This is a genomic window from Nocardia pseudobrasiliensis NBRC 108224, from assembly GCF_001613105.1.
Taxonomy (GTDB): domain Bacteria; phylum Actinomycetota; class Actinomycetes; order Mycobacteriales; family Mycobacteriaceae; genus Nocardia; species Nocardia pseudobrasiliensis.
This window is the reverse complement of the sequence record NZ_BDBS01000007.1, coordinates 24,575-50,726: the sequence shown is the minus strand read 5'-3', so window position 1 is coordinate 50,726 and position 26,152 is coordinate 24,575. Positions and strand designations below refer to the sequence as shown.

General features: G+C 68.3%; 30 protein-coding genes. 17 read left to right on the top strand and 13 right to left on the bottom strand.

Translation table 11 applies throughout. From position 1 onward, the window contains the following. Nucleotides 1-318: cytochrome P450 family protein (locus NP4_RS09440; RefSeq protein WP_218023980.1), on the bottom strand; the 318-nt coding region annotated here is incomplete at its 3' end. Between the two features lie 88 nt (nt 319-406). Between NP4_RS09440 and argC the strand changes: the two genes are divergently transcribed. Genes argC through NP4_RS09410 form a run of 6 tightly spaced genes read left to right on the top strand, consistent with a single transcriptional unit; the run spans nt 407 to nt 6,278 of the window. Beyond that, complete coding sequence (gene argC / locus NP4_RS09435; protein ID WP_067995085.1) at nt 407-1,465, top strand: N-acetyl-gamma-glutamyl-phosphate reductase; 1,059 nt, start codon at nt 407-409, stop codon at nt 1,463-1,465. Next, complete coding sequence (argJ, locus tag NP4_RS09430; protein WP_114755696.1) at nt 1,462-2,670, top strand: bifunctional glutamate N-acetyltransferase/amino-acid acetyltransferase ArgJ; 1,209 nt, start codon at nt 1,462-1,464, stop codon at nt 2,668-2,670. The genes argC and argJ overlap by 4 nt, the downstream gene beginning before the upstream one ends. Then, nucleotides 2,667-3,596 (top strand): acetylglutamate kinase, encoded by a 930-nt coding sequence (argB, locus tag NP4_RS09425; RefSeq protein WP_067995082.1) that lies wholly within the window; start codon nt 2,667-2,669, stop codon nt 3,594-3,596. Before argJ ends, argB begins: the two co-directional genes overlap by 4 nt. Beyond that, entirely contained in the window at nt 3,593-4,855 is a 1,263-nt protein-coding gene (locus NP4_RS09420; RefSeq protein ID WP_067995074.1) for an acetylornithine transaminase, read from the top strand. Before argB ends, NP4_RS09420 begins: the two co-directional genes overlap by 4 nt. Then, the gene (gene argF, locus NP4_RS09415; RefSeq protein WP_067995072.1) at nt 4,852-5,790 is read left to right on the top strand and encodes an ornithine carbamoyltransferase; all 939 of its coding nucleotides are present in this window, start codon (nt 4,852-4,854) and stop codon (nt 5,788-5,790) included. The genes NP4_RS09420 and argF overlap by 4 nt, the downstream gene beginning before the upstream one ends. Continuing rightward, nucleotides 5,787-6,278 (top strand): arginine repressor, encoded by a 492-nt coding sequence (locus NP4_RS09410; RefSeq protein WP_169813700.1) that lies wholly within the window; start codon nt 5,787-5,789, stop codon nt 6,276-6,278. Before argF ends, NP4_RS09410 begins: the two co-directional genes overlap by 4 nt. A gap of 188 nt (nt 6,279-6,466) precedes the next feature. Here the strand turns inward: NP4_RS09410 and NP4_RS09405 are convergent, their stop codons facing one another. Both NP4_RS09405 and NP4_RS09400 read right to left on the bottom strand, forming a co-directional pair. Continuing rightward, nucleotides 6,467-7,312: a fumarylacetoacetate hydrolase family protein gene (locus NP4_RS09405; protein ID WP_067995069.1), complete on the bottom strand. Its 846-nt coding sequence runs from the start codon at nt 7,310-7,312 to the stop codon at nt 6,467-6,469. Nucleotides 7,313-7,327: 15 nt separating this feature from the next. Then, nucleotides 7,328-8,167 (bottom strand): amidohydrolase family protein, encoded by an 840-nt coding sequence (locus NP4_RS09400; protein ID WP_067995065.1) that lies wholly within the window; start codon nt 8,165-8,167, stop codon nt 7,328-7,330. Between the two features lie 35 nt (nt 8,168-8,202). Here NP4_RS09400 and NP4_RS09395 point away from each other — a divergent pair, with 35 nt between their 5' ends. Continuing rightward, complete coding sequence (locus NP4_RS09395; RefSeq protein ID WP_245997923.1) at nt 8,203-8,877, top strand: FadR/GntR family transcriptional regulator; 675 nt, start codon at nt 8,203-8,205, stop codon at nt 8,875-8,877. Nucleotides 8,878-8,879: 2 nt separating this feature from the next. On the opposite strand, the gene NP4_RS09390 is transcribed toward NP4_RS09395, so the two are convergent. From NP4_RS09390 to NP4_RS09365, 6 genes are read right to left on the bottom strand one after another with little or no spacing between them, the layout of a single operon-like run. Then, nucleotides 8,880-9,800 (bottom strand): aldo/keto reductase, encoded by a 921-nt coding sequence (locus NP4_RS09390; protein ID WP_067995062.1) that lies wholly within the window; start codon nt 9,798-9,800, stop codon nt 8,880-8,882. Continuing rightward, nucleotides 9,793-10,107 (bottom strand): L-rhamnose mutarotase, encoded by a 315-nt coding sequence (locus tag NP4_RS09385; RefSeq protein WP_067995059.1) that lies wholly within the window; start codon nt 10,105-10,107, stop codon nt 9,793-9,795. The genes NP4_RS09390 and NP4_RS09385 overlap by 8 nt, the downstream gene beginning before the upstream one ends. Nucleotide 10,108: 1 nt before the next feature. Beyond that, entirely contained in the window at nt 10,109-11,089 is a 981-nt protein-coding gene (locus NP4_RS09380; protein ID WP_067995056.1) for an ABC transporter permease, read from the bottom strand. Continuing rightward, nucleotides 11,089-12,594: a sugar ABC transporter ATP-binding protein gene (locus NP4_RS09375; RefSeq protein WP_067995051.1), complete on the bottom strand. Its 1,506-nt coding sequence runs from the start codon at nt 12,592-12,594 to the stop codon at nt 11,089-11,091. Before NP4_RS09375 ends, NP4_RS09380 begins: the two co-directional genes overlap by 1 nt. After that, the gene (locus tag NP4_RS09370) at nt 12,591-13,685 is read right to left on the bottom strand and encodes a sugar ABC transporter substrate-binding protein (protein WP_067995048.1); all 1,095 of its coding nucleotides are present in this window, start codon (nt 13,683-13,685) and stop codon (nt 12,591-12,593) included. Before NP4_RS09370 ends, NP4_RS09375 begins: the two co-directional genes overlap by 4 nt. After that, nucleotides 13,685-14,998, bottom strand: coding sequence for an enolase C-terminal domain-like protein (locus NP4_RS09365; protein ID WP_067995044.1), 1,314 nt, complete (start codon nt 14,996-14,998; stop codon nt 13,685-13,687). Before NP4_RS09365 ends, NP4_RS09370 begins: the two co-directional genes overlap by 1 nt. A gap of 178 nt (nt 14,999-15,176) precedes the next feature. Between NP4_RS09365 and NP4_RS09360 the strand changes: the two genes are divergently transcribed. The 3 genes from NP4_RS09360 to NP4_RS09350 all read left to right on the top strand — a co-directional run bounded on the left by NP4_RS09360 (nt 15,177) and on the right by NP4_RS09350 (nt 17,876). After that, nucleotides 15,177-15,935 (top strand): SDR family NAD(P)-dependent oxidoreductase, encoded by a 759-nt coding sequence (locus tag NP4_RS09360; RefSeq protein ID WP_067995042.1) that lies wholly within the window; start codon nt 15,177-15,179, stop codon nt 15,933-15,935. A gap of 10 nt (nt 15,936-15,945) precedes the next feature. After that, nucleotides 15,946-17,160, top strand: coding sequence for an alpha-hydroxy acid oxidase (locus NP4_RS09355; protein ID WP_067995095.1), 1,215 nt, complete (start codon nt 15,946-15,948; stop codon nt 17,158-17,160). Between the two features lie 200 nt (nt 17,161-17,360). Further along, nucleotides 17,361-17,876 carry a hypothetical protein gene (locus tag NP4_RS09350; protein ID WP_067995039.1) on the top strand — a complete coding sequence of 172 codons (516 nt, stop codon included), beginning with the start codon at nt 17,361-17,363 and terminating at the stop codon, nt 17,874-17,876. Nucleotides 17,877-17,924: 48 nt separating this feature from the next. Here NP4_RS09350 and NP4_RS40800 read toward each other — a convergent pair whose 3' ends face one another. Then, nucleotides 17,925-18,080 (bottom strand): hypothetical protein, encoded by a 156-nt coding sequence (locus NP4_RS40800; RefSeq protein ID WP_156524897.1) that lies wholly within the window; start codon nt 18,078-18,080, stop codon nt 17,925-17,927. A gap of 349 nt (nt 18,081-18,429) precedes the next feature. Here NP4_RS40800 and NP4_RS09340 point away from each other — a divergent pair, with 349 nt between their 5' ends. The 4 genes from NP4_RS09340 to NP4_RS09325 are packed head-to-tail and all read left to right on the top strand — an operon-like array spanning nt 18,430 to nt 22,460. Beyond that, nucleotides 18,430-19,632, top strand: a complete 1,203-nt coding sequence (locus NP4_RS09340; protein WP_067995034.1) for an argininosuccinate synthase — start codon at nt 18,430-18,432, stop codon at nt 19,630-19,632. 12 nt (nt 19,633-19,644) lie between these two features. Next, the gene (locus NP4_RS09335) at nt 19,645-20,508 is read left to right on the top strand and encodes an SAM-dependent methyltransferase (RefSeq protein WP_067995031.1); all 864 of its coding nucleotides are present in this window, start codon (nt 19,645-19,647) and stop codon (nt 20,506-20,508) included. After that, nucleotides 20,505-21,926, top strand: coding sequence for an argininosuccinate lyase (argH, locus tag NP4_RS09330; protein WP_067995029.1), 1,422 nt, complete (start codon nt 20,505-20,507; stop codon nt 21,924-21,926). Before NP4_RS09335 ends, argH begins: the two co-directional genes overlap by 4 nt. Nucleotides 21,927-21,941: 15 nt before the next feature. Beyond that, nucleotides 21,942-22,460 carry a P-loop nucleotide/nucleoside kinase family protein gene (locus tag NP4_RS09325; RefSeq protein WP_082875705.1) on the top strand — a complete coding sequence of 173 codons (519 nt, stop codon included), beginning with the start codon at nt 21,942-21,944 and terminating at the stop codon, nt 22,458-22,460. Here NP4_RS09325 and NP4_RS09320 read toward each other — a convergent pair. Both NP4_RS09320 and NP4_RS09315 read right to left on the bottom strand, forming a co-directional pair. After that, nucleotides 22,454-22,981, bottom strand: coding sequence for a hypothetical protein (locus NP4_RS09320; protein WP_067995025.1), 528 nt, complete (start codon nt 22,979-22,981; stop codon nt 22,454-22,456). The genes NP4_RS09325 and NP4_RS09320 overlap by 7 nt on opposite strands. A gap of 87 nt (nt 22,982-23,068) precedes the next feature. Beyond that, nucleotides 23,069-23,545: a hypothetical protein gene (locus tag NP4_RS09315; protein WP_067995022.1), complete on the bottom strand. Its 477-nt coding sequence runs from the start codon at nt 23,543-23,545 to the stop codon at nt 23,069-23,071. Between the two features lie 91 nt (nt 23,546-23,636). Between NP4_RS09315 and NP4_RS09310 the strand changes: the two genes are divergently transcribed. Continuing rightward, on the top strand, nt 23,637-24,098 hold the full coding sequence (locus tag NP4_RS09310; protein WP_067995020.1) for a MarR family winged helix-turn-helix transcriptional regulator: 462 nt from the start codon (nt 23,637-23,639) through the stop codon (nt 24,096-24,098). Nucleotides 24,099-24,102: 4 nt separating this feature from the next. Here the strand turns inward: NP4_RS09310 and NP4_RS09305 are convergent, their stop codons facing one another. Continuing rightward, nucleotides 24,103-25,116 (bottom strand): GlxA family transcriptional regulator, encoded by a 1,014-nt coding sequence (locus NP4_RS09305; protein ID WP_067995017.1) that lies wholly within the window; start codon nt 25,114-25,116, stop codon nt 24,103-24,105. A 103-nt stretch (nt 25,117-25,219) separates the two neighbouring features. Between NP4_RS09305 and NP4_RS09300 the strand changes: the two genes are divergently transcribed. Together NP4_RS09300 and NP4_RS09295 are read left to right on the top strand one after the other, a co-directional pair. Further along, complete coding sequence (locus NP4_RS09300; RefSeq protein ID WP_067995014.1) at nt 25,220-25,795, top strand: isochorismatase family protein; 576 nt, start codon at nt 25,220-25,222, stop codon at nt 25,793-25,795. 25 nt (nt 25,796-25,820) lie between these two features. Next, nucleotides 25,821-26,144 (top strand): DMT family transporter, encoded by a 324-nt coding sequence (locus tag NP4_RS09295; protein ID WP_067995012.1) that lies wholly within the window; start codon nt 25,821-25,823, stop codon nt 26,142-26,144. Nucleotides 26,145-26,152 lie beyond the last annotated feature (8 nt).

Below are 26,152 nucleotides of genomic sequence, written 5' to 3'. Positions count from 1 at the left end.
CGCGGCGACCGCCACGGTCGCGGCCGAAACACCGGGCAGCCCCAGCGCCTCGGCGAGCGCGCGCACGTGGGCATGCGGTTGCCCGGCCAGTTGCCGAGCGCGTGCGCGTAGCGGCTCGGGCGAAATCCGCCGCAGCTCATCGAGTATCAGTTCGCGTCGCCGCCGGTGTTCGTCGCCATCGCTGAACCGGGCCACGCTCGCGCGTACCCAGGCCATACCGGTGGCGTCGGGTGCGCGCGGCACCGGCGGCACGGCCGCGGTCGCCAGCGCCGCGCGCACGCGGGCCGGATCACTGAGCGGGGTCGAGATGTCGGACATGACCCGAATCTAGAAGCCGAACACTTCGGTCGCGGCCGAAATATCACCCGAGGATGTATGAGCTTGCACGATCGTGCATAATCATCACATGGTGGAAAGCTCGAGTGGGCCCGTATTACGGGTCGCGGTGGCCGGTGCGAGCGGATATGCGGGCGGTGAGGTGCTGCGATTGCTGCTGCAACACCCGGCCCACCGATCCGGGCGCCTCGAGATCGGGGCGCTGACCGCTGGATCCAATGCTGGAACCACGCTCGGGGAACTGCAACCGCATCTGCTGCCGCTGGCCGAGCGAGTGCTGGCCGAGACCACCCCGCAGACCCTGGCCGGCCACGACGTGGTCTTCCTCGGTCTGCCGCACGGACAGTCCGCGGCCATCGCGCGGGCGCTGCCCGAATCCACGGTCGTCATCGACTGCGGCGCGGACTTCCGGCTCACCGACGCCGCCGCCTGGGAGAAGTACTACGGGAGCCCGCACGCGGGCAGCTGGCCCTACGGCCTGCCCGAACTGCCGGGTGCGCGCGAGCGGCTGCGCGGTGCGACCCGCATCGCGGTGCCGGGCTGCTACCCGACCGTGTCGAGCCTGGCCCTCGCCCCGGCGATCGCCGCGGGCATCGTGGAACCGCGCGTGAATGTCGTTGCGGTGAGCGGAACCTCGGGCGCGGGCCGCAAACTCGATGTGGGCCTGCTCGGCTCGGAGGTGATGGGCTCGCTGCGCGCCTACGGCATCGCGGGCGCGCATCGGCACACCCCGGAGATCATCCAGAACCTCTCCGCGGTGGGCGATTCCGCGGTCGAGGTCTCCTTCACCCCGGTGCTCGCGCCGCTGCCGCGCGGCATCCTCGCCACCTGCACCGCCCCGGTTCGAGTGGACGCCGCCCAGGCCCGCACGGTATACGAAAAAGCCTATGCCGACGAGCCTTTCGTGCACCTGCTGCCCGAAGGCGTCCTGCCGCAGACCGGTTCGGTGCTCGGATCCAATGCCGTCACCCTGCAGGTCGCGGTGGACGCCGAGGCCGGACTGCTGGTGGTGATCGGCGCGATCGACAATCTGACCAAGGGCACCGCGGGCGCCGCGGTGCAGTCCATGAATCTGGCGCTCGGATTCGACGAGACCGCCGGACTTTCCACCGTAGGAGTGGCACCGTGACATCCACCGGCGACAAACTGGTCCGCAATCAGGGCGTGACCGCACCGCTGGGCTTCCGTGCGGCCGGTATCACCGCGGGCCTCAAGGTCAGCGGAAAGCCGGACCTGGCCCTGGTTTTCAGCGAGGGGCCGGAATACGCGGCGGCCGGTGTGTTCACCCGCAACAAGGTCAAGGCGGCACCGGTGCTGTGGTCGCAGCAGGTCCTTCAGGATGGGCATGTGCGCGCGGTCATCCTCAATTCCGGTGGCGCCAACGCGTGTACGGGACCGGGCGGCTTCCAGGACACCCACGCCACCGCCGAGGAACTGGCGAAGGCGTTGAGCAACTGGGGAACCGAGACCGGCGCGGGTGAGATCGCGGTCTGCTCAACGGGTCTGATCGGCGACCGGCTGCCGATGGACAAGCTGCTACCAGCGGTCACCGAGATCGTGCACGAGATGGGTGGGGGACTGTCCGGCGGCACCGACGCCGCGCACGCCATCATGACCACCGACACCGTGCCCAAGGAAGCGGCCTTCCATCACCGCGACAAGTGGAACGTCGGCGGTATGGCCAAGGGCGCGGGCATGCTGGCGCCGTCGCTGGCGACCATGCTGGTGGTGCTCACCACCGACGCCGTGGCCACCCCCGAACAGCTGGATCGCGCCCTGCGCAACGCGACTCGCCTGACCTTCGATCGCCTCGACGTCGACGGTTCCTGCTCCACCAACGACACCGTGCTGCTGCTGGCCAACGGCGCGAGCGAGGTCACCCCGTCGCAGGAGGATCTGGACGCGGCCGTGCTGGCGGTCTGCGACGATCTGGCCGCACAGCTGATGGCCGACGCCGAGGGAGTCACCAAGCGGGTCGAGGTCACTGTGAGCGGTGCGGTCGACGAGGACGAGGCGCTGATCGGCGCTCGCGCGGTGGCGCGTGATTCGCTGGTCAAGACCGCGTTCTTCGGTTCGGATCCGAACTGGGGCCGGGTGCTCGCGGCCATCGGCATCGCGCCGATCACGCTGGACCCGGATCGAATCTCGGTGTCGTTCAACGGAAGTCCGGTCTGTGTGGACGGTATGGGCGCGCCGGGAGCCCGCGAGGTCGACCTGTCCGGTGTCGATATCCACGTGGAGATCGCGCTGGGTCTGGGTGCGGGAACGGCCACCATCCGGACCACGGATCTCTCGCACGGCTACGTCGAAGAGAATTCCGCGTACAGCTCATGAGTGTGCAAGAGACACACCGGGTCCCGAGCCCGACGCTGAACCTTTCCGCGATCGACAAGGCCCACGTCCTGGCCGGTGCGCTGCCCTGGTTGCAGCGGTTCCGCGACAAGATCGTGGTCGTCAAATACGGCGGCAACGCCATGGTCGACGAGAATCTCAAGCGCGCCTTCGCCGCGGATATGGCCTTCCTGCGTACCGTCGGCGTGCATCCGGTGGTCGTGCACGGCGGCGGGCCGCAGATCAGCGCGATGCTGAAGAGGCTGAATCTGCAGGGCGAATTCCGCGGCGGCTTCCGGGTCACCACGCCAGAGGTGATGGAGGTCGTGCGGATGGTGTTGTTCGGCCAGGTCGGCCGCGAACTGGTCGGCCTGATCAACAAGCACGGCCCGTACGCGGTCGGCATCTCCGGCGAGGACGCGCATCTGTTCACCGCGACCCGCCGCAGCGTGCTGGTGGACGGCGAGGCGACCGATATCGGCCTGGTCGGCGACGTCACCACCGTCAATCCCGATGCCGTACACGATCTCATCGATGCCGGGCGGATCCCGGTGGTCTCGACCATCGCCCCCGACGCCGACGGCGTGGTGCACAACATCAACGCCGACACCGCCGCCGCGGCTCTGGCCGAGGGGATCGGCGCGGAGAAATTGGTCGTACTCACCGACGTCGAGGGCCTCTACACCGATTGGCCGGATCGTTCGTCGCTCACCACCCGCATCGACACCGAGGCGTTGGCCGCGCTGCTGCCGCGCCTCGACGCGGGCATGGTGCCCAAGATGGAAGCCTGCCTGCGCGCGGTACAGGGTGGTGTCCCCACCGCGCATGTGATCGACGGGCGGGTGCCGCACGCGGTATTGCTGGAACTGTTCACCGGGGAGGGCATCGGAACGATGGTCACCCCAGCCGAGTCAGGAAGTGCCTCATGAGTACCGAGCAACTCCAGCAGCGGTGGTCGGCCGCGCTGATGAACAACTACGGCACCCCCGCTGTCGCGCTGGTGCGCGGCCGGGGCGCGGTGGTCGAGGACGCCGACGGCAAGAGCTATGTCGATTTCCTCGGCGGGATCGCGGTCAATATCCTGGGCCACGCCCATCCCGCGATCATCGAGGCCGTCACCGAACAGCTGAGCACCCTCGGGCATACGTCGAATCTGTATGCCAACGAACGCACCATCGAATTGGCCGAGCGACTGCTGGCGCATTTCGGCGACGGACACGGCCGCGCGTTCTTCTGCAACTCCGGCACCGAGGCCAACGAGGCGGCGTTCAAGATCTCGCGCCTCACCGGCCGGACCAAACTGGTCGCCTGCGAGGAGGCCTTCCACGGCCGCACCATGGGTTCGCTCGCGCTGACCGGACAGGCTTCCAAGCGGGAACCGTTCGATCCCATGCCGCCCGGCGTGGTGCATGTGCCCTACGGCGATGCCGACGCCCTGGCGGCGGCCGTCGACGACGAGACCGCGGCGGTCTTCCTCGAACCGATCATGGGTGAGAGCGGCGTGGTCGTGCCGCCCGCCGACTATCTGGCCCGGGCCCGCGCGATCACCGCCGAACACGGCGCGCTGCTGATCCTCGACGAGGTGCAGACGGGCATCGGCCGCACCGGGCACTTCTACGCCCATCAGGCCGCGGGCATCGTGCCCGATGTCATCACCCTGGCCAAGGGGCTGGGCGGCGGCCTGCCGATCGGCGCGGTGCTGGCCCAGGGCCGCGCGGCCGAACTGCTCACCCCCGGCCTGCACGGCACCACCTTCGGCGGCAATCCGGTCTGCGCCGCGGCCGCGCTCGCGGTGCTGCGGACCATTGATGAGACCGGCCTGCTGCCGCATGTGCAGACGCTGGGCAAGACCCTCGTCGACGGCATCGCCGAACTCGGCCATCCGCTGATCGGCCAGGTCCGGGGCGCGGGTCTGCTCATCGGAATTCAACTGACACAGGATCTTTCGAAGCACGTCGAGGAATCCGCGCGGGCGGCCGGATATCTGGTGAATCCGGCCAAGCCGAATGTGCTCCGGCTGGCGCCGCCGCTGATCCTCACCGAGGAGCAGGCACACGGCTTCGTGACCGACCTACCGGGCATCCTGGATGCCGCCGCGGCACGAGCGACGGGCCCGGAGGAGGCAGCTTGCGTAACCACGCAGGGCCCCGGGAGTGCCGCCATTGATACCGCGAAGGGAAACCAGTGACCATCCGGCATTTTCTACGGGACGACGATCTATCACCGGCCGAACAGCTCGAAGTACTCACCCTCGCGGCGGAATTGAAGGCCGCGCCGTTCGCACGGCGGCCCCTCGAGGGCCCGCGCGGGGTCGGGGTGATCTTCGAGAAGAACTCCACCCGCACCCGATTCTCCTTCGAGATGGGTATCGCGCAGCTGGGCGGGCACGCGGTCGTCGTCGACGGCCGTGACACCCAGCTCGGGCGCGAGGAGACCCTCGCCGATACCGGGCGGGTGCTGTCGCGATATGTGGACGCGGTGGTGTGGCGCACCTTCGAGCAGGTCCGGCTCGACGAGATGGCTTCGGCGGCAACGGTTCCGGTAGTCAACGCGCTGTCCAACGAATTCCATCCGTGTCAGGTGCTGGCCGATCTGCAGACCCTGCGCGAGCACAAGGGCGATCTGCGCGGTCGCAACCTGACCTATCTCGGCGACGGCGCGAACAATATGGCGCATTCGCTGCTGCTGGGCGGCGTGACGGCCGGGATGAACGTGACCATCGCCGCCCCTGTGGGTTTCGAACCCCACGACTGGGTCGTCGAGGCCGCGCGCAAGCGGGCCGCGGAAACCGGTGCGACCGTTGCAGTGACCGATGATCCGATCGCCGCCGCCACCGGCGCCGACGCCCTGGTCACCGACGCCTGGACGTCCATGGGCCAGGAGAACGACGGCCGTGACCGGGTCGGCCCGTTCCTGCCGTATCAGGTCAATGGTGAGCTGCTGTCGCACGCCGCGGCCGATGTCGTTGTGCTGCACTGCCTTCCGGCCCATCGCGGCGAGGAGATCACCGACGAGGTGATCGACGGTCCGCACAGTGTGGTCTGGGACGAGGCCGAGAACCGGCTGCACGCGCAGAAGGCGCTGCTGGTGTGGTTATTGGACAGGCGAACGGAGGCGGTGTGAGCACCGGCCCCGCCATCGCCCGCACCCGGGCCGGGCGACAGCAGCGCATCGTGGAACTGCTCTCGGCCAATGCGGTGCGCAGCCAGACCGAATTGGCGGCACTGCTGGCCGCCGAGGGCATCGAGACCACCCAGGCCACGCTGTCGCGCGACCTGGACGAACTGGGCGCGGTCAAATTGCGGGCGGCCGACGGCGGTGCGGGCATCTATGTCGTCCCCGAGGACGGCAGCCCGGTGCGCGGCGTCACCGGCGGGACCGCGCGGTTGTCGAAACTACTTGGCGACCTGTTGGTTTCGACCGATCACAGCGGCAATATGGCGGTGCTGCGTACCCCGCCGGGCGCGGCGCACTTCCTGGCCAGCGCACTCGACCGCGCCGCGCTACCGGAAATCGTCGGCACCATCGCCGGTGACGACACCATCGCGGTCATCGCCCGGGAACCGCTGACCGGCGCGCAGTTGGCGGCCAAGATCGAGGCGCTCGCCTGAGCGCTCCCGCCGCGGGCCAGGGGAATTGGGGTGCCGCGCCGACGGACCGGCTGCGGTAGATTCCGCGCGAGCTCGTCGCGCGCGGGATGTACACCCTCGCCAACGCCGCGCCGAGGCCGTGCTCGCCGATCCCGAACGCGAGGTGCCCGCCCTGCGGGCCCTACTGGCGGCGACGCCCGCCTGAAACGTCAAGCGGGCAGGCAGGTTTGGCGCATCCGCCCGATGCCTTCGATCTCGAGCTCCATCACGTCGCCGGGACGCAGATACGGGAAGCGGCCCGACAGCGCCACCCCCTGCGGGGTGCCGGTGTTGACGAGGTCGCCGGGTTCGAGCACCGCGAACTGGGACAGATGCCAGACCAGATAGGCCACATCGAAGATGAGGTCGGCGGTGGTCGAATCCTGGCGCGGTTCACCGTTGACGAACGAGCGCAGGCGCAGATCCTTCGGATCGAGGCGGTCCGCGGGGATCAGGGCCGGGCCGAGCGGATTGAAGGTCTCACAGCATTTGCCCTTCGACCACTGGCCGCCCGACAGCTCGAGCTGGAAGCGACGTTCGGAGACATCGTTGGAGATGGTGTATCCCGCGATATGTCTCATGGCCTGGTCGGGGGAGTCCAGATAGCGGGCCCGGCGGCCGATCACCACGGCCAGTTCCACCTCCCAGTCGGTGCGTTCGGAGCCGCGGGGGATGAGCACGTCGTCGTGCGGGCCGACAATGGTATTGGGCGTTTTGAAGAACACCACCGGCGTCGTCGGCGGGACCGAACCGGACTCGACGGCGTGGGCGGCGTAGTTCATCCCGATACACCAGATCGCCTGGGGCCGAGCGATCGGAGCTCCCACGCGCTGCCCGGTGGGGTCGATCTCGGGCAGCAGGCCCTGGGCCACGGCCGCCTCGGCCCGCGAAATGCCTTCGGCGGCAAAGAATTCGCCGTCGATATCGCGGGTGAGCGAGCTCAGATCGTAACTGTGCCCCGCCACCGCGACGATCGGTCGCTCGTCACCGACCGGGCCGATCCGCTGGAACCTCACGCGTACTCTCCTTCGCTACAGGGGAATTCGATAGATCCGGGCCGCGGTCTCGCCCAGCACCGCCGCGCGGTCGCCGGGCGACAGATCCGCCAGGGCGTCCAGGGTCGCCCGCCAGACCGTGGCATAGGTGGCCGCGCTGAGCGTGAACGGCCAATCCCCGCCCAGCATGACCCGATCCGCGCCGAATACCGCCAATGTGTGCTCGACGTACGGTCGCCAGTGGGCGGCGGTGAACCCGGGCGCGGAAACCGTTGCCAGACCGGAGATCTTGGCCACCACATTCGGTTGGGCGGCCGCGGCCGCGAGTAGATCCGCCCACGGTTGCCAGCCGCCCGCGGCGATCGGAGGTTTACCGAGATGGTCGAGTACCACCGGCAGGGTCGGATGCCGCGCCGCGATCACCGGGACCTGAGCCAGCAGATCCGGGCGCTCGGCCACCGCGTCGAAACTCAGCCCGGCCTCGGCCAGCAGCGCCAGGCTCCGCGAAACCTCCGGGCGCAGCAGCCATTCCGGATCCGGATCGCGATGGATCATATGGCGCACGCCCACCAGGCCCGGATAGCGCGACAGTGCGTCGGGCATCCGCTCGGGTCGGTGCAGCGGCAGCCAGCCCACCACGACCGCCGGGCGCGGGGCGCGCGCGGCGGCGTCGAGTAGGGCGGCGTTCTCGGCGGTGGAGTCGGCGGCCTGCACCAGCACCAGCGCGTCCACGCCGTAGCGGCCCAGGTCGGGCTCGAGATCGTCGAGGGTGTAGGTCCGCCGCAATACCTCCGATGTCTCAGCGAGCCAATCGTATTCCACCTGGAATTTTCCGCCGCTGATATCCCAGACGTGCACATGAGCGTCTACAGTCATCGGAGGCATGGGTGCATATCCTCGAAAGTGAAGGAATGGGATTGTCGGTCACCGACGATGCGATAGCGAAGATCAAGGCGATGATCGTCTCCGGCGATCTGCGGCCGGGCTCCCGGTTGCCGCGCGAGGCCGATCTCGCGGCCGAACTGGGTGTTTCGCGTAATTCGCTGCGCGAGGCGGTACGCGCGCTGTCGCTGGTGCGCATTCTGGACGTGCGCCAGGGCGACGGTACGTATGTGGCCAGCCTGGAACCGAATTCGCTGCTGGACGCCATGAGTTTCCTGCTGGAATTCCATCAGGACGATTCGGTGCTGGAGATCCTCGGCGTGCGCCGCATTCTGGAACCGGCCGCCACCGCGCTGGCCGCGCGACACATATCCGAGGCCGACCTGGCGCACCTGCGCACCCTGATCGCGCCGGAGGGTTCCGCGGTCACCGATCTGGTGGCGCAGGATCTGAACTTCCACGCCGCCATCGCCGCCGCCTCGGGCAATAAGGTGCTGGCCTCGCTGCTGGATTCGCTGTCCATGCCGACCACGCGGGCGCGGATCTGGCGCGGTATCACCGAGGAGGGCGCGTTCGAACGGACCGTCGCCGAACATCGCGGAATCTGCGACGCCATCGCGGCCCGCGATCCGGAGCTGGCGCACGCGCGGGCGCTGGCGCATGTCGCGGGCGTGATGGAGTGGCTCACGCGCGCCGCGGCCTGACATCACCACAGCGCCCGCTCCGACAGCTCGTCCCACAGTCGCTGTGGCACGGCGATATTCAACATGGCGAGGCTGTCGGTGACCTCGGCGGCGGTCCCCGCCCCGAGGACCACCGCGGCCACGGCCGGGTGGCGTGCCGGGAACTGCAGCGCGACCGCGCGCAGCGGTACGCCGTGATCGGCGCAGAGCTGTTCCAGCGCGCGGGCGCGGTCGATCACCGCGGGGTCGGCGGCCCGGTAGTCGAAGGTGCCGCGGCGCACTGGATCCGCCAGTACGCCACTGTTGAACACCCCGGCGACCAGGACGCGCACCCCGCGGCGCGCGCATTCGGGAAGCAGCTCGGTCTCGGCGCGCCGGTCCAGCAGTGTGTAGCGCCCGGCGATGAGCAGATGATCGATCGCCGCCTCGCGGACGAAGCGCAGCGCGACCCCGACATCGTTGACGCCCAGCCCGATTCCACCGGTCACGCCCTGGGCGCGCAGCCGTTCCAGCTCCGGTACCGCCTCGGCCAGCGCCTTCTCCATATGATCCTCGGGATCGTGGATCAGCAGTCGATCGACCCGGTCCAGGCCGAGCCGCGCCAGCGACTGCTCGACCGATCGACGCACGCCCTCGGCCGAATAGTCGCGTCGGCGTGAGCGTTTCGGCGTGCCGTAGAAACCGTCGACCCCGTCGACGGCGTCGGGATCGTCGTAGAGCAGCCGCCCGACCTTGGTGGAGATCGTGAAATCGGCCCGATCGCGCTCGCGCAGGAATCGGCCGAGGCGTTCCTCGCTCAGGCCCGCACCGTAGTGCGGCGCGGTGTCGAAGGCGCGAATTCCGTACTGCCAGGCGGTATTCAGCACCTCGCGGGCCGACCCCTCGCACACCGGGCGGTACAGTCCGGCGAAGCCCGCGCCGCCGAGGACGACCGACTCACGCATCCGGCAGCCGCCAGACCACCGGAAGTCCGGCATTGGTGGCCGAATAGTCTTGCGGTACAGCCAGATACGCGCTCATCCGCCGCTGCCACGCGATATTGACCGGCAGCCCGGCCAGCTCCGCCAACAGACGGTCGTAGGAATCGCAGTCGATGACGTGGAACAGATCCGCTCCGCTGCGCCAGATGGTCCACTCGGTGGCGCCCGCCGCGCGGATGGCCGCGACCAGTTCGTCGGGAACCTCGCGGTGCGCGGCCTGGTAGTCGGCCTCCGCACCCGGTAACAGCCTGGTGTGCAGTGCGATTCGCATATCACTCCTGTCGGCGGCCACTGGCCAGGCGGGTGATGATCAGGGCCACGAGGATCAGTGCGCCATTGATGAACTTCAGCGAATCGGCGCTCACACCGCCGTAGGACAGCAGCTTCTGAATGAGCGTGAGCACGAGGATGCCGAAGAACGCGCCCAGGACCGAACCGCGGCCGCCGTTGAGCGCGACCCCGCCGATCACACAGGCGGCGAAGACATTGAAGATCATGCCGTCGCCCTGGCTGACCTGCACGCTGGCGAATTGCCCGGAGTAGATGAGCCCGCCGATCGCGGCCAGCGCGCCCGCGACGACCAGCACGGTGATCACCACGCGGTCGGTGCGGATACCGGCCGCCCGCGCCGCGGCCTCGTTGCCGCCGACCGCGTACAGCGCCCGTCCGGCGGTGGTGTACCGCAGGATCAGATATCCGATCGCGAACAGCGCCAGGCAGATCAGCACATTGATCGGAACGCCCAATGTCCGTGCGTTGCCGAGCCATTCGACCGAATCCGGAATTTTGGTCAGTGTGAATCCCGAGGTGAGAAAGGTGAGCAGGCCGCGCAGCGCGATCAGCATGGCCAGCGTCACGATGAATCCGTTGAGTCCGAACCGCACGATCAGCACGCCGTTGACCGCACCCACCGCGAGCCCGACCAGCAGCGCGAGCGGAATGGTCATCCACGGCGAGGTCCAGGTGTAGGCCCCGACCTTCGCGGTGCCCATCGTCGCCCAGATCGCCACGCCCGGAGCCAGTCCGAAGGTCGACTCCAGCGACAGGTCCATCCGCCCCACCAGCAGGACCAGCACCTCCGCCAGCACGATCAGCGAGATACCGCTCATGGTGGTGAGGACATTGGTGAGGTTGTCCCGGGAGACGAAGTTGGCGTTGATGAAATAGCCGACCACCAGCACCAGCAGGATCGGCGGCACCAGCAGGAAATCGCGAAATGCGCCCCAGCGCAAACGAGGTCGGGTCGTCGCCATCACAGTCCCTCCATGGCGGAGACCAGTTCGCGGTCGTCCCAGCCCTTGTCGAACGTTGTGGTCTGTGCTCCCTGGACCAGCACCAGGACTCGGTCGCAGTCGCGCAGATCGTCGAGTTCGTCGGAGGCGACCAGTACGGCCGTGCCGCGATCGGCGGTGTCGCGCACCACCTCTCGCAGGGTCTGTTTGGAGCGCACGTCGACACCCGCGGTGGGGGTGATCAGCACCAGCACCGCGGGATCGGTGGCCAGGGCGCGGGCGAAGACGACCTTCTGCTGATTGCCGCCGGACAGTTCGGCCACCGATTGGCCGGGGCCGTCGGTTTTGATGCCCAGCTCCTTGATCGCTTTGTGGGTCAGGGCGTCTCGTCTGGATCCCGCGATGGTTCCGAGGCGACCCAGTTTGTGGGGCACGGTCAGAGTGGTGTTGTCGGCCACGCTCATCTCCGGCACCAGGCCCTCGTCGAGCCGGTCGCGCGGCACGAAGCCGATTCCCGCGTCGCGTCCGGCGCGAACGCCGCTGTGGCGCAGCGCGACTCCGGACACCTCGACGACACCGGCGGCGGCGCGGCGCAATCCGACGATCGTCTCCGCGATCTCGATGCGGCCGCTGCTGCCGCCGCCGGCCAGTCCGAGGATCTCACCGGGCCGCACCTCGAAGGCGATGTCGGCGAATTCGTTCGGCCGGCTCAGCCCCCGCACCCGCAGCGCGGGGGCATCGCCGCGCGGTCCCGACCGTCGCGGTACCGCCGTCTCGAGGTCGATCGAATCACCGGTCATCGCCGCGATCAGTTCGCTTTTGCCGAGTTCGGCCGCCGGTGCGGTGACGATGTGACGCGCATCGCGGAAAACCGTGATGTCGGAACAGATCTCGTAGGTCTCGTCGAGATGATGGGAGATGAACAGGAAGGTGACCCCGTGCTCCTGCAGATCGCGGATGCGCGCGAACAGCCGGGCGATGGCCGGACCGTCCAGCTGGGCGGTCGGTTCGTCGAGAATGATGAACCGCGCGCCGTGCGACAGCGATCGCGCGATCTCCACCAGCTGGCGACGTTCCACCGACAGCTCCCGCGCCGGGGTCTCGACATCGACCGGCACCGACCAGGTGTCGAGCAGTTCGCGCGCCCGGGCGCGCAGCGCGCCCCAGCGCACGATCGGCCCGCCCAGACCCTGCCGATTGACGAACAGATTCTCCGCCACCGACAGATCGGGAATGATCGTCGAATGCTGGTAGACGCACGCCACCCGGGATCGCCAGCCGTCGCGGTCGGCCGGGGCGGGCGCGGGACGGCCGTGGAAGCGGACCTCGCCCTCGTCGGGCGGGGTCAGGCCGGTGAGGATGGATACCAGCGTGGACTTCCCCGCGCCGTTACGCCCGACGAGGGCGTGGGTGCGGCCCGCGCGCACGCACAGGTCGACCCGATCCAGCGCGACGGTACGCCCGAAGCGTTTGGACACCCCGATCGCCTCGGCCACCGGTTCGGAAACCTGTTGGGCCACGGTCATTTCCGGCCCCACAGTCCCGGATCGGAGGTCGCGACGGTGTCGAGGTCGCCGACCTTGCCGCCGGTGCGGGTGACCACCGGCGCGGGCAGCTGATCCTCGAGCATGCCGCCGATTCCGGTATCGATGATCGTCGAGCCGTGATCGGTGGGTCCCGGGGCGAAGGTGCGTCCGGCGGTGGCGGCCTCGGCGTAGGTCACCGCGTATTGGGCGTAGAGGTCGGCGGGCTGGGAGACGGTGGCGTCGATCTCACCGGCGTCGATGGCATCGAGTTCGGCCCGGATGCCGTCGTTGGACACGATCGTGATGTGGCCCGGCTGACCGGCTTTCACGAGTTTGCCGCTGCGGCGCAGCAGGGCCAGCGTCGATTGCAGGAAGACCCCGCCCGCCTGCATGTAGATGCCGTTGATATCGGGATCGGTGAGCAGCTTGTCCTGTAGACCCGACACCGCCCGATCGCCCTTCCAGTCGGTGGGGATCTCGATCACCTTGATACCCGGGTACTTCGAGCGCATGCAGTCGGCGAACGCCTCGGATCGGTCGCGTCCGTTGATGGAGGCCAGATCGCCCTGGAATTCGACGACCTTGCCGCTGCCGTGCAGCGTTTCACCCAGGTAGGTACACGATTTCGTGCCGTAGGCGCGATTGTCGGCGCGCACGACCATATACGCCCCGCCGCTGTCGGGGCGGGTGTCGACGGTGACCACCGGCACCTTGCGGGCGGCCGCGGCGGCGATCGCGGGTTTGACCGCGGCGGTGTCCTGCGGCGCCAGGATGAGGGCCCGCACATTCTTCGACAGCAGCGTATCCACATTGGAGCGCAGCCGGTTGGAGTCGTTGTCGGAGGAGGTGTTCTCCAGGCGCACCCCGCCCGCGGCGGCCTTCGGGCCGAGGTATCCGGCGTAGGCGCTCCAGAAATCCGAATCCGAACGAGGCTGGTCGGCGCCGACCGGTACGCCGTCGGCCGCGCCGCTGCCGACATCGACCGCATTGCCGCCGGGTGAGCCGGGCCCAGCCGGTTCGCGGGTGCAGCCCGCGGCGACGGTTACGGCCAGTGCGGCGGCCACGGCCGCGCCGATGATCCTGGTGTACATCAGTTCTCGTACTCCTTACAGGTCCGCCAGGCCGTGCCGGTGGGATAGGTGTAGTCGGTCAGCGAGGCGGGCAGCATCTCGGCGCTGAAACCCGGTGCGCGCGGTGCCAGATAGCGTCCACCGACCACCCGCACCGGATCGCGGAAATGCTCGTGCAGATGGTCGACGTATTCGATGGCGCGCCCGGACATGGTGGCCGAGACGGCGACATAGTCGATCATCGCCAGATGCTGCACCAATTCGCATAATCCCACCCCGCCCGCGTGCGGGATCACCGGAACACCGAATTTGGCCGCCAGCAACAGGATTGCCAGATTCTCGTTGACCCCGCCCACCCGCGCCGCGTCGATCTGCACCACATCGACCGCCTGCGCCTGCAGCAGCTGCTTGAACAGGATCCGGTTCTGGCCGTGCTCGCCGGTGGCGATGCGCGCGCCGGTGCGGCGGCGGATCTCGGCGTGGCCCAGGATGTCGTCGGGGCTGGTGGGCTCCTCCACCCAGGACAGCTCGGCCGGGCCCAGACGCGAGATCCATTCCGCCGCTTCGTCGATGCCCCAGCGCTGATTGGCGTCCACGGCCAGGCCGATACCGGGGCCGACCGCGGCGCGGGCGATCTTCAATCGGCGCAGATCCTCGTCGATATCGCGGCCGACCTTGAGTTTGATGATGCCGAAACCGTCGGCGACCGCGCGCCGGGCCAACCGGTCGAGTTTGGCGTCGGAGTAACCCAACCATCCGGGTGAGGTGGTGTAGGCGGGATATCCGGACGTCAGTAAACGATCGGCGCGGTCGCGTTTCCCCGGTTCGGCGCGGCGCAGCAGCGCCAGCGCCTCCTGCCGGGTGAGCGCGTCGGTGAGGTAGCGGAAGTCGATCAGATCCACGAACTGCTCCGGACTCAGCTCGGAGACCAACTGCCACACCGGTTTCCCGGCCATCCGCCCGGCCAGATCCCAGGCCGCGTTGACGACCGCGCCGATGGCCATATGCATCACGCCCTTCTCCGGGCCCAGCCAGCGCAGCTGCGAGTCGTCGGTCAGCGAGCGCGCGAAACCGCCCAGATCGCCGACGATTTCGGTGATCGGGCGACCGACAACCAGACGCTCCAACGCGGCGATGGCAACGCGCTGCACCTCGTTGCCGCGCCCGATGGTGAACGCGAATCCGTGACCGGCGTAGCCGTCCGGATGATCGGTGCGCAGCACCACATACGCCGCGGAGTAATCCGGATCGGGATTCATCGCGTCGGAGCCGTCCAGCTGCGTCGACGTCGGGAACCGAACATCGAGGGTGTCCAGCGCGGTGATATGTGCCATGCGCGATCCTCGTTTCGATCAGTGATCTGGATCACGACTATACATCCGATGTCTAGCAAGGCAAGAGGATGATTCGGATGCCAATCTTCAGCAATCACAGGCAAACTCCTCTGCTCCACGCGGACAGATGTTAGGTTCGCCAGTGGTAAACATCGGAGCGATTGTGGGGTGAGGCGATATGTCCGAGGGATCGCTGGCGGGTCTGGCGGCGGTGGTGACCGGGGGTGGGTCCGGTATCGGAAAGGCCGTCGCCACGGCATTTCTCGGCGCGGGCGCGCGGGTGGCAGTCCTCGATCTGGACCCCGGCGACGAACCGGGGCCCGAGGGTGCGGCGGTGGTGTGCGATGTCCGTGACGACGCGTCGGTGCGCGCCGCCGTCGCGGCCGTCGCCGATCGCTTCGGCCGGATCGATATCGTGGTCAACAATGCCGGAATCGGCGCGCAGGGCACGATCGAGGACAACTCCGACGACGAGTGGCGGCGGGTGTTCGAGGTGAATGTGCTGGGCGCGGTGCGGGTCTCGCGGGCCGCGCTGCCGCATCTGCGCCGCTCGCCCGCGGCCGCGATCGTCAACACCTGCTCGATCGCGGCGACCACCGGCCTGCCGAATCGCGCCGCCTACAGTGCGAGCAAGGGCGCGGTGCTGGCCCTGACCCGGGCCATGGCCGCCGATCACATCGGCGAGGGCATCCGGGTCAACTGCGTCAATCCGGGCACCGTCGACACCCCGTGGGTGCAGCGGCTGCTCGCCGCCAGCGACGATCCCGCGGCCGAACTCGCGGCGCTGCGGGCGCGACAACCGCACGGGCGGCTGGTCGACGCCGAGGAGGTGGCCGCGGCGGTGTGCTATCTGGCCGGGCCGGGATCGGCTTCGACCACCGCGACCATGCTCGAGGTCGACGCGGGCATGCACTCGCTGCGATTGCGGCGCGGGTAGGGTCGCCATGATGAAACGCCGCATGCCCCGACCCCGGGAGTTGGCGCCGCTGCTGCGCTTCGAGCGGCCCTTCCCGGGCCGAGCGCGCACACTGGCCCGGGCGCAGACGATCTGGGATCTGCGGGAGCTGGCGCGCAAGCGCACGCCGAAGGTGGCCTTCGACTACACCGACGGGGCCGCCGACGCGGAGATCAGCCTGGACCGGGCGCGGCGGGCGTTCGAGGAGATCGAATTCCAGCCCGCGATCCTGCGCGATGTGGCCGAAACCGATACCGGCACAACCGTTCTGGGCCGACGGGCGGAGCTGCCGTTCGGGATCGCGCCCACCGGATTCACCCGCATGATGCACAGCGAGGGAGAGATCGCCGGGGCGCGGGCGGCCGAGCGGGCCGGAATTCCGTTCACCCTGTCGACGATGGGCACCACCGCGATCGAGGATGTCGCCGCCGCAACGGGTTCCGGGGCGCGCAACTGGTTCCAGTTGTACATGTGGAAGGACCGCGACCGATCGATAGCGCTGGTCGACCGGGCGGTGGCGGCCGGATTCGACACCCTGGTGGTGACCGTCGACGTGCCGGTCGGCGGGGCCCGGTTGCGCGATGTGCGCAACGGAATGACCGTCCCGCCGTCGATCACCTTCGCCGGCGCGCTGGACGCGCTGCGTAAACCGCACTGGTGGTGGAATTTCCTGACCACCGAACCGCTCGCCTTCGCCTCGCTGAATCGCTGGTCGGGCACGGTCGCCGAACTGCTGGACGTCATGTTCGACGCGACCGTCGGCTTCGAGGATCTGGTTTGGCTGCGCGAGCGCTGGCCGGGTCGGGTGCTGGTCAAGGGCGTGCAGACCGTCGCGGATGCCAAACGGCTCGCGGGGCTGGGGGTGGACGGTATCGTGCTGTCCAATCACGGTGGCCGCCAACTGGATCGAGCGCCCGTGCCGCTGCGGCTGCTGCCCGCGGTGCGGGCCGAGGTCGGCGACGAACTGGAGATTCACCTCGACACCGGCATCATGCACGGGGCCGATATCGCGGCCGCGCTCGCGCTGGGCGCTCGCTTCACGCTGATCGGCCGGGCGTATCTGTACGGTTTGATGGCCGGGGGAGAGGCCGGGGTGGATCGGGCCATCGAGATCCTGCGCACCCAGCTGACCCGCACGATGAAACTACTGGGCGTCGGCTCGGTCGAGGAACTCGAACCCGGCCACGTACGACTGCTGGAACGCTGACGCAACCCCTATCGCCCGAACCCCTAGCGATAGGCGCTGGGGCGCAGGATGTTTCGCCGAGTCGATCTCCGCGCGCTCCCAAACCGACCGCGGACAGTAGGCCACGCTGTAGTTTGAGCACGCCTTTCTGATCTCCGAAACGGCATGTCACGCAGTGAAGCTGGAGGTACTCGGTCATGGCAGTGCGACACTTCCGAGCAATGGCCCTATTCGCCGCGGCGCTGCCGTTCGGCGCGGTCCTGCTGTCCGTCCCGGCCGCCCCCGCACAGGCCAGCGGCGGCGATCTGACCTGTTCGGTGAACCTCGAGTTCTACTTCGATCCGGCCCTGAAGGCCGACGGCTCGGCCAATGTCGACATCACCGGGACGCTCGAGGGCTGCACCTCGATGAACGGTCGGCACGATCAGCTGTCGGCGAGCACGATCAAGGCGACCGCCCAGGCCACCGCGACCGCGGCCCGCGGCGGTAAATGCGGACTGGCGATCAGCGCCGACGGCAGCGGAACCCTCGGCTGGGTCTCGGGCGCGACCAGTTCCTTCGCGCTGCGGATCACGCCCGGTTCGTCGAACGGGCTGTCCATCGATGCCGCGGTCAGCGACGGCGAGCTGAAGGCCGACAGCATCTCGCTGCTGACGCTGGGCGCGCAGACCAATCAGAAATGCGGTTCGCGGGGGCTGACCACATTGTCGATCCAGGGTCTGATGACGCTGTCCTGAATGAGGGATCGTGGTCGGATGTCGCTGGGGGGCATCCGACCACGACGCTCAGGCCAGTGGGTACTGCCCCGGCGGGTATACCCCGCCGCCGCCGTAACCACCGCCCGCGCCGAAGAGGTCGGAGACGAGCTGGATCACCGACTGTCCGACCATCAAGATGTCCGACCCGATCTGATAGAACAAGCTGCCGAAGTTCGTAAGCACCGTTCGATCCTTCCCGCGCCCGGATATTGCCTCTTCAAGGCTCCCACACCCCATCCGGCGCATGCGGGCTATCGCCTTGAACCACATGGGGTTTCGCGGTAATTGTCCAGTTTCGCCGCATATGATCATTGATTCCGGCGCGGGGTGGGAAGCGGCGTCGGCCCACGCCTCGCGCTACCGCCGCGAGGACCTGCGGCTCGGCTGCCCCGCGCGGTGATCGGCGACCCCGATTATGAATGAGCTTGCATCGTCATGCATAATCATTTGTAAGCGGTTCGGGCGGTCCGGGGAGGCGGCGGGTCCGAGGCCGCCGCAGTCTCGAGCACACGAAACCTGAGGAGCGTCTGACATGGCCGATCGCGTCGTACTCGCCTATTCCGGCGGGTTGGACACTTCCGTCGCCATCAGCTGGATCGGCAAGGAGACCGGGGCGGAGGTCGTCGCGGTCGCGATCGATCTGGGCCAGGGCGGCGAGGATATGAACGTCGTCCGCCAGCGCGCGCTGGACTGCGGCGCGGTCGAGGCGATCGTGGTGGACGCGCGCGACGAGTTCGCCGATGAGTACTGCCTGCCGACCGTGCAGGCCAACGCGCTCTACATGGGCCGCTATCCGCTGGTGTCGGCGATCAGCCGTCCGCTCATCGTCAAGCACCTCGTCGAGGCCGCCGAATACCACGGCGCGTCCACGGTCGCGCACGGCTGCACCGGTAAGGGCAATGATCAGGTGCGCTTCGAGGTCGGCATCGGCGCGCTCGCGCCCGATCTGAACGTGATCGCGCCCGTGCGCGACTACGCCTGGACGCGGGAGAAGGCCATCGCCTTCGCCGAGGAGAACTCGCTGCCGATCACGGTCAGCAAGAAGTCGCCGTTCTCCATCGACCAGAACCTGTGGGGCCGCGCGGTGGAGACCGGCTTCCTCGAGGATCTGTGGAACGCCCCGACCAAGGACGTCTACGACTACACCGTCGACCCGACGGTCAACTTCGAGGCCCCCGACGAGCTGATCATCACCTTCGACAAGGGCGTTCCGGTCGCCATCGACGGCCGCCCGGTCAGCGTGTACGAGGCCATCACCGAACTCAACACCCGTGCGGGCCGCCAGGGTGTGGGCCGCCTGGATATGGTCGAGGACCGGCTAGTGGGCATCAAGAGCCGCGAGATCTACGAGGCCCCGGGCGCGATCGCGTTGATCACCGCGCATCAGGAACTCGAGGCCGTGACCATCGAGCGCGAACTCGGTCGCTACAAGCGGCAGGTCGAGCAGCGCTGGGGCGAGCTGGTCTACGACGGCCTGTGGTTCTCCCCGCTCAAGCGCGCGTTGGACGCGTTCGTCGCCAACACCCAGGACCATGTCTCCGGCGAGGTGCGCATGGTGCTGCACGGCGGCAGCGTCGTGGTCAACGGCCGCCGCAGCGACGAGTCGCTCTACGACTTCAATCTGGCCACCTATGACGAGGGCGATACCTTCGACCAATCGCTGGCCAAGGGATTCGTGCAGATCCACGGCCTGTCGTCCAAGGTCGCCGCGCGCCGGGATCTCAGCAAGAAGTAGTAGCCTGCGCAAATGCGGAGCGACGGCGACAGCTGGGACATCAGCGAGAGCGTAGGTGTGACGGCCGTCGGCGTCGCGGCCATGCGGGCGATCGAATCCCGCCGCCCCGACGCGCTGTTCCGGGATCCGTACGCGGCCCGGCTGGTCGAGGCGGTCGGTCCGGACTGGGCCCGGCTGCTGGGCGACGGGGTCGCGCTCGATCCGGAGGTCGAGCGCAGATACGAGCCGATGTCGGTGTTCTTGACCGCGCGCACCGTCTACTTCGACGAGTTCTTCACCGCGGCGATGTCGGCGGGCATCCGGCAGGTCGTGATCCTGGCCTCCGGGCTGGACGCGCGGGCCTATCGGCTCGAATGGCCCTCCGGCACGGTGCTGTTCGAACTGGATCAGCCGAAGGTGCTGGAGTTCAAGGCGAATGCGCTCGCCGGTGAGCAGCCGCGCGTCGATCGGCGCGAGGTGGCGGTGGATCTGCGCGAGGATTGGCCGAAGGCGCTGCGGGACAACGGTTTCGACTCGTCCGCCGCGACGGCCTGGCTTGCCGAGGGGCTGCTGCGCTATCTGCCCGCCGAGGCGCAGGATCGACTGTTCGAGAATATCGCCGCGCTCAGCGCGCCGGGCAGTCGCCTCGCGCTGAACACCGGCAAGGCGACGCGCCCGGCCGAAGACCGGACGCGGGATCCGATCGAGAGCCTCTGGTACTCGATGGAGGGCCGCAGCGATCCGCGCGACTGGTTCGGCGCGCACGGCTGGACGGTGACCGACCGCCGGGCCGCCGAGGTGCTGACCGATCACGGCCGTGAGGTCGGCGATACGGCACTGCCGGAACTCGACCGGCACATTCTGATGACCGCACAACGACCCACAGGAGACCGATGAACCAGGGCGGCAGCACCAACCAGGGCGCGCTGTGGGGCGGACGTTTCGCCTCCGGCCCGGCCGCGGCGATGGCTGCGCTGAGCAAGTCCACGCATTTCGATTGGGTGTTGGCGCCCTACGATATTCGCGCCTCCAAGGCGCATGCGCGGGTGCTGCACAAGGCGGGGCTGCTGTCGGAGGGCGATCTCGCGGAGATGCTCGCCGGGCTGGATCGCCTTGCCGCCGATGTGGATTCCGGTGCGTTCGGTCCGGCCGAATCCGATGAGGATGTACACGGTGCGCTGGAGCGCGGGCTGATCGAGCGGGTGGGCGCGGAGCTCGGTGGTCGGCTGCGCGCGGGGCGCTCGCGTAATGATCAGGTGGCCACGCTGTTTCGGATGTGGTTGCGCGATGCGGCGCGCCGGGTCGCGGCCGGGGTGCTGGACGTGGTGGACGCCCTGGTCGCGCAGGCCGCGGCGCATCCGGACGCGGTGATGCCGGGCAAGACCCATCTGCAGGCGGCCCAGCCGGTGCTGCTGGCCCATCATCTGCTCGCGCACGCGCATCCGCTGCTGCGCGATATCGATCGGCTGCGCGATTTCGACAAGCGGGCGGCGGTGTCGCCCTACGGTTCCGGCGCGCTGGCCGGATCCTCGCTCGGACTCGACCCCGAGGCCATCGCCGCCGATCTGGATTTCGACGCGGCCGCGGCCAATTCGATCGATGCCACCTCATCGCGCGATTTCGCGGCCGAGGCGGCGTTCGTGCTGGCGATGACCGCGGTGGACCTGTCGCGCATGGCCGAGGAGGTGATCCTCTGGAGCACACCGGAATTCGGCTACATCACCCTCGCCGACGCCTGGTCCACCGGATCGTCGATCATGCCGCAGAAGAAGAATCCGGACGTCTCGGAGCTCACCCGCGGTAAGGCCGGGCGGCTGATCGGCAATCTCACCGGACTGCTCGCGACGCTCAAGGCGCAGCCGCTGGCCTACAACCGGGATCTGCAGGAGGACAAGGAGCCGCTGTTCGATTCGGTGGCCCAGCTCGAACTGCTGCTTCCCGCGATCGCGGGCCTGGTGTCCACCCTGACCTTCCATACCGATCGCATGGCCGAACTCGCTCCCGCGGGCTACACCCTGGCCACCGATATCGCCGAATGGCTGGTCCGCCAAGGGGTTCCGTTCCGCGTCGCGCACGAGGCCGCGGGCGCGTGCGTGCGCGCCGCGGAATCCCGCGACGTCGGCCTCGACGAGCTGACCGACGAGGAATTCGCCGCCGTGGATCCCGCACTCACCCCCAAGGTACGCGAGGTGCTCACGGTGGAAGGCTCGATCGCCTCCCGCAACGCGCGCGGCGGCACGGCCGGCACCCAGGTCGCCAAGCAACTCGACGAGGTCCGCCAGTCCGTCACCGAGGCTAGGACCTGGGCGAACTGATCTCCGACCTGTGACATGGCAGATACCCGAATCCTGGTGCTGGTCAACGGTCTTCCCGGCTCGGGTAAATCGACCCTGGCCCAGGGCCTCGCTCACGAACTCGACGCCTGCCTACTGAGCAAGGACCGAATCAAGGAGGCGCTGGCCGCAGATCTCGGCGACCGCATCGCCGGTCCCGCGCTGGGCGCTATCGCAATGGACACCATCTGGGCGCTGGCGGCCGCCGCCCGGGGCCACGCCGTGGTGGACTCGTGGTGGTATCGCCCGCGCGACCTCGAATTCGCCCGTGCCGGAATCGCGCTCAGCCGCGCGTCGCACGCGGTCGAGATCTGGTGCGACGTCCCGCCCGGGACGGCTCGCGAGCGTTATGCCCGTCGGTCCCGCGGGTCGCTGTACGAGGACGAGCGGAGGTTGGCCGAGGATTGGGATCGGTGGGCCGCCAACGGGATTCCGCTGGGACTCACGCCCGTGCTGCGGGTGGACACCGGCAATCCGGTCGATCATGCCGCGGTGGTGCGGCGGATCGGTCAGTAGAGGTGCACGGTGCATCTGCCGTTGGAGAACATGGGGGTCGTGTCCACCGGTAGGTCGGGGGCGGGCGCGGGCATTATCTGGAAATCACCGGTGATCGCGGCCTCGCAGTCGTCGAGGGCTGGTTCGGGTTGTAGGGCCGAGGGACCCATCCACAGGTCCACGTGGTACCTGCGGTTGTTCCAGTCGGAGGTGCATTCGACGCAGCCGTCCTCCATGACGAAATACTTGCGAAGATGGGGGACATAGATTTTCGTGCCGGGTGTGAATTCCCGGGGGTCGGTGGCGAAGGTGGTGGGGTGGTCGAAGGTACCCAGATCCTCGGTCGCGTGCTGGTGCAGGCCGGGGTAGGCGATGACATCGGTGCCGTAGTGGCCCGCACCGTCGTCATTGTCGTTGTAGCCGTAGGAGGTTACATACGCGGTGACGGGCGGTGCGGCCTGGGTGACGGCCGATGCGAGGCCGAACAGAAGTCCGAAGGCGCCCGCGGCGACGGACATCGGATATTTCCCTGTGTGAATCATGATGGCGCTCCATCGATTTCGGATGGAAGAATTCTCACACGAAAGACGTTGGGCGACAATATTGTTCACATATGGGAATGCCCGGGCTCAGGCGTGGGTGGATGAGCCCGGACGCACGATCATCAGGATCGTGACCGTCACCCACAGAATGTTGAACAGGCCCGTATAGGAGGCCAGGCGGCCGAGAGCCTTGGCCAGCGCCGGTTCGGCGGTCGGGGTGTCGGCGGTGAAATTCGCGAGGATGTTCGCCTGTCGCGGCAGGACGGCCAAACCGAGGACGGCCGCCGCGGCGATGGTCAGGGCGATCGAGACCGCGATCCAGACCTCGGTCAGGATGCCCATGCTGTCGGCAGTGCCGATGCCCAGGACCGGGACGGCCACGCCGACCGCGGCATAGACCCGGCAGATGCGGTGCAGGGTGCGCAGCGACGCGGTGTCGCGGGTGGATTCCTCGGCGGCGAGGGCGCGGCGTACGAAGGGGGTGAACATGCTGGCCGCCACGGTCACCGGACCGATCGCGAGGATGACGGCGATGACGTGCAGGGAGAGGAGAGCCTTGGTCACCCCTAAACTTTAAGCCCGGCTGCAAGCTAGGCTGAAGCGAAGGTGAGTCATCCGACACATCCCGACCCGACCTGCCGAAACGAGCCGTTAGATGAGCCCCGACCCCGAATCGCCCCCGACCGGTGGCGAGGCCATGATCACCTCGGTGACGGCCCGGCTGATCATGGCGGGCCGGCTCGCCGCCCGGGGTCTGGAGGAGGCGCTGGCCGAACACGGCCTGAGCCTGCGGCTGCTCGGCGCGCTCGGTCATCTCGCGCGCAATCCCGAACTGTCTTACAGCGATCTGGCCCGCCGCGCGGGCATCACCGCCCAGAGCATGCACGCCACGGTCCGCAACCTCGAGAATATGGGCGCGGTCGCCCGCCGCAATGCGGGCCAGGGTCGTCGCGCCCGCCTCGAGGTCACCGAACACGGCAGGGCATTGCTGACCATCGCCGCCGAGGTCACCGCCCGCCTCGATCGCCAACTGCTGGACCTGCTGACCCCCGACCACCGCGCCGGATTAACCGCCGCCCTGGCCGCACTCATCCCCGGCCCGCCGCCGCGACCGTAGCAAATCAGCTCAGCCGAAAGCGATTTCGATATTCGGTCGGTGTCGTGTCCAGCACCCGGCGGAACGCGCGGGTGAGGGTGTCGGTGGTGTTGAACCCGCACAGCGTCGCGACGCGCTCCAGCGTGTGATCGGTGGTTTCCAAGTGATGCCGGGCGATTTCGACGCGGGCCGATTCGATATAGGCCGCGGGCGTCGTGCCCAGTTCGGATTTGAAGATCCGCGCCAGCTGCCGCTCGCTCACATGGGCCCGTTCGGCCAGTTCCGGAACGGTCAGCGGCGCGGCGATATTGGTCGTGATGTAGTGCCGCAGCGCATCGATGCGACGCGTGGTCGACACCGGTTCGAGCGACACGCTGAACTGGCTCTGACCACTCGGTCGCTTCAGATACATGACCAGCTGCCGCGCGACCCGCAACGCCCAGCGCTCACCGAAATCCTCGGCCACCAGCGCCAGCGTCAGATCCAGGCACGCGGTGATACCCGCGCCGGTCCATATGTCGTTCTCCCGAATGAAGATCGGATCGGCATCCACCTCGATCGAGGGATGTTCGGCCGCAAGCTGTTTCGCCGTCGACCAGTGCGTCGTCGCGCGCTTGCCGTCCAGCAGTCCGGCCGCCGCGAGAATATGCGCCCCGACGCAGACCGACGCCACTCGCCGCGCCTCACCCGACAGCAGCCGCACCCGCTCCACCACCGCCGGATCGGTAACGGCGCGCACTCGCCGATCCTCGTCGACCTCCACCGCGCCGGGCACCAGCAGCGTATCGATCCGCCGCGCGGACACCTGCGCGAAGGTGATATCGGGCAGCACCCGAACCCCGGCCGCGGTCGTCACCGGATCCAGCGTCTCGGCCGCCAGCACCACCTCGTATCCGGTCGGCTCGCCCAATTCGCGGCGCAGTAGCGCGAAGACCTCCGGCGGACCGGTCACATCCAGCAGGTCGACGCCGTCGAAGACGACGATCACGATCAAGCGTTCGATGGCGCTCAACTGGTCCGTCCGCTCGATGAAGGGCATGTCCGAATCTGCAGCCTACATGACATTTCCGACACGCCTGCCTCGCCCTAGCCTGGAAATCGGCCGCCGACCAGGCGGTTCGAGAAAATCGGAAGGACAGACGATGGCGACAACCCTGCGCGAACTCAACGGCTTCGATCAGAGCCCGGCGGCCCTGGCCGAGGCGACGCTGATCCTGGTCGACTACCAGAACACCTACACCCGCGGCGTCATGGAACTCACCGGCTGGGAGCCCGCCCTCGCCGCCGCCGCCGAACTGCTCGCTCGCGCCCGGGCCGCCGGGGCCACGGTCCTGCACGTGATCAACGACGGCGGCGCGGATACGCCCTACGACATCCGCGCCGAGATCGGACAGATTCATCCCCGCGTCGCGCCGATCGAGGGCGAGCCGGTGATCGTCAAGACCGTCCCGGACGGATTCGTCGGCACCGAACTCGGCAAGTACGTCGACGCCGCGGGCAACGACAATGTGATCGTCGCGGGCTTCATGACGCATATGTGCGTAACCTTCACCACCGCAGGCGCTTTCCTGCGCGGCAATCGCCCGACCGTGGTCGCCGACGCCTGCGCGGCCCGTCCGATCGACGCGGTGACCGCCGCGGACCTGCACGCCGCCGCGCTGGCCACGATCGCCGACCTCTACGGCGTCGTGGTCCCCACGGCCGCCGCACTGGGCTGATCGCGGCGATGGCTATTCTGCGGCAATGACATTCCTGCTGCTCGCGCTGGCCATCGTCTCCGAGGTCACGGCGACCGTCTCGCTGAAGATCTCCGACGGATTCAGCAAGCTGATGCCCTCGATCATCGTGGTCGTCGGATATGTGGCGGCATTCGTGTTCCTGTCCCAGGCGTTGAAGCGGGGTATGACGATCGGCGTCGCCTATGGCGTGTGGTCGGCCATCGGCGTGGCCGCGGTGGCCACCATCGGGGTGCTGTTCCTCGGCGAATCGCTCACCGCGATTCAAATGGGCGGTATCGCGCTGGTGATTCTCGGCGTGCTCGCGCTCGAACTCGGTGGCGCGCACTGAGCCCCCGA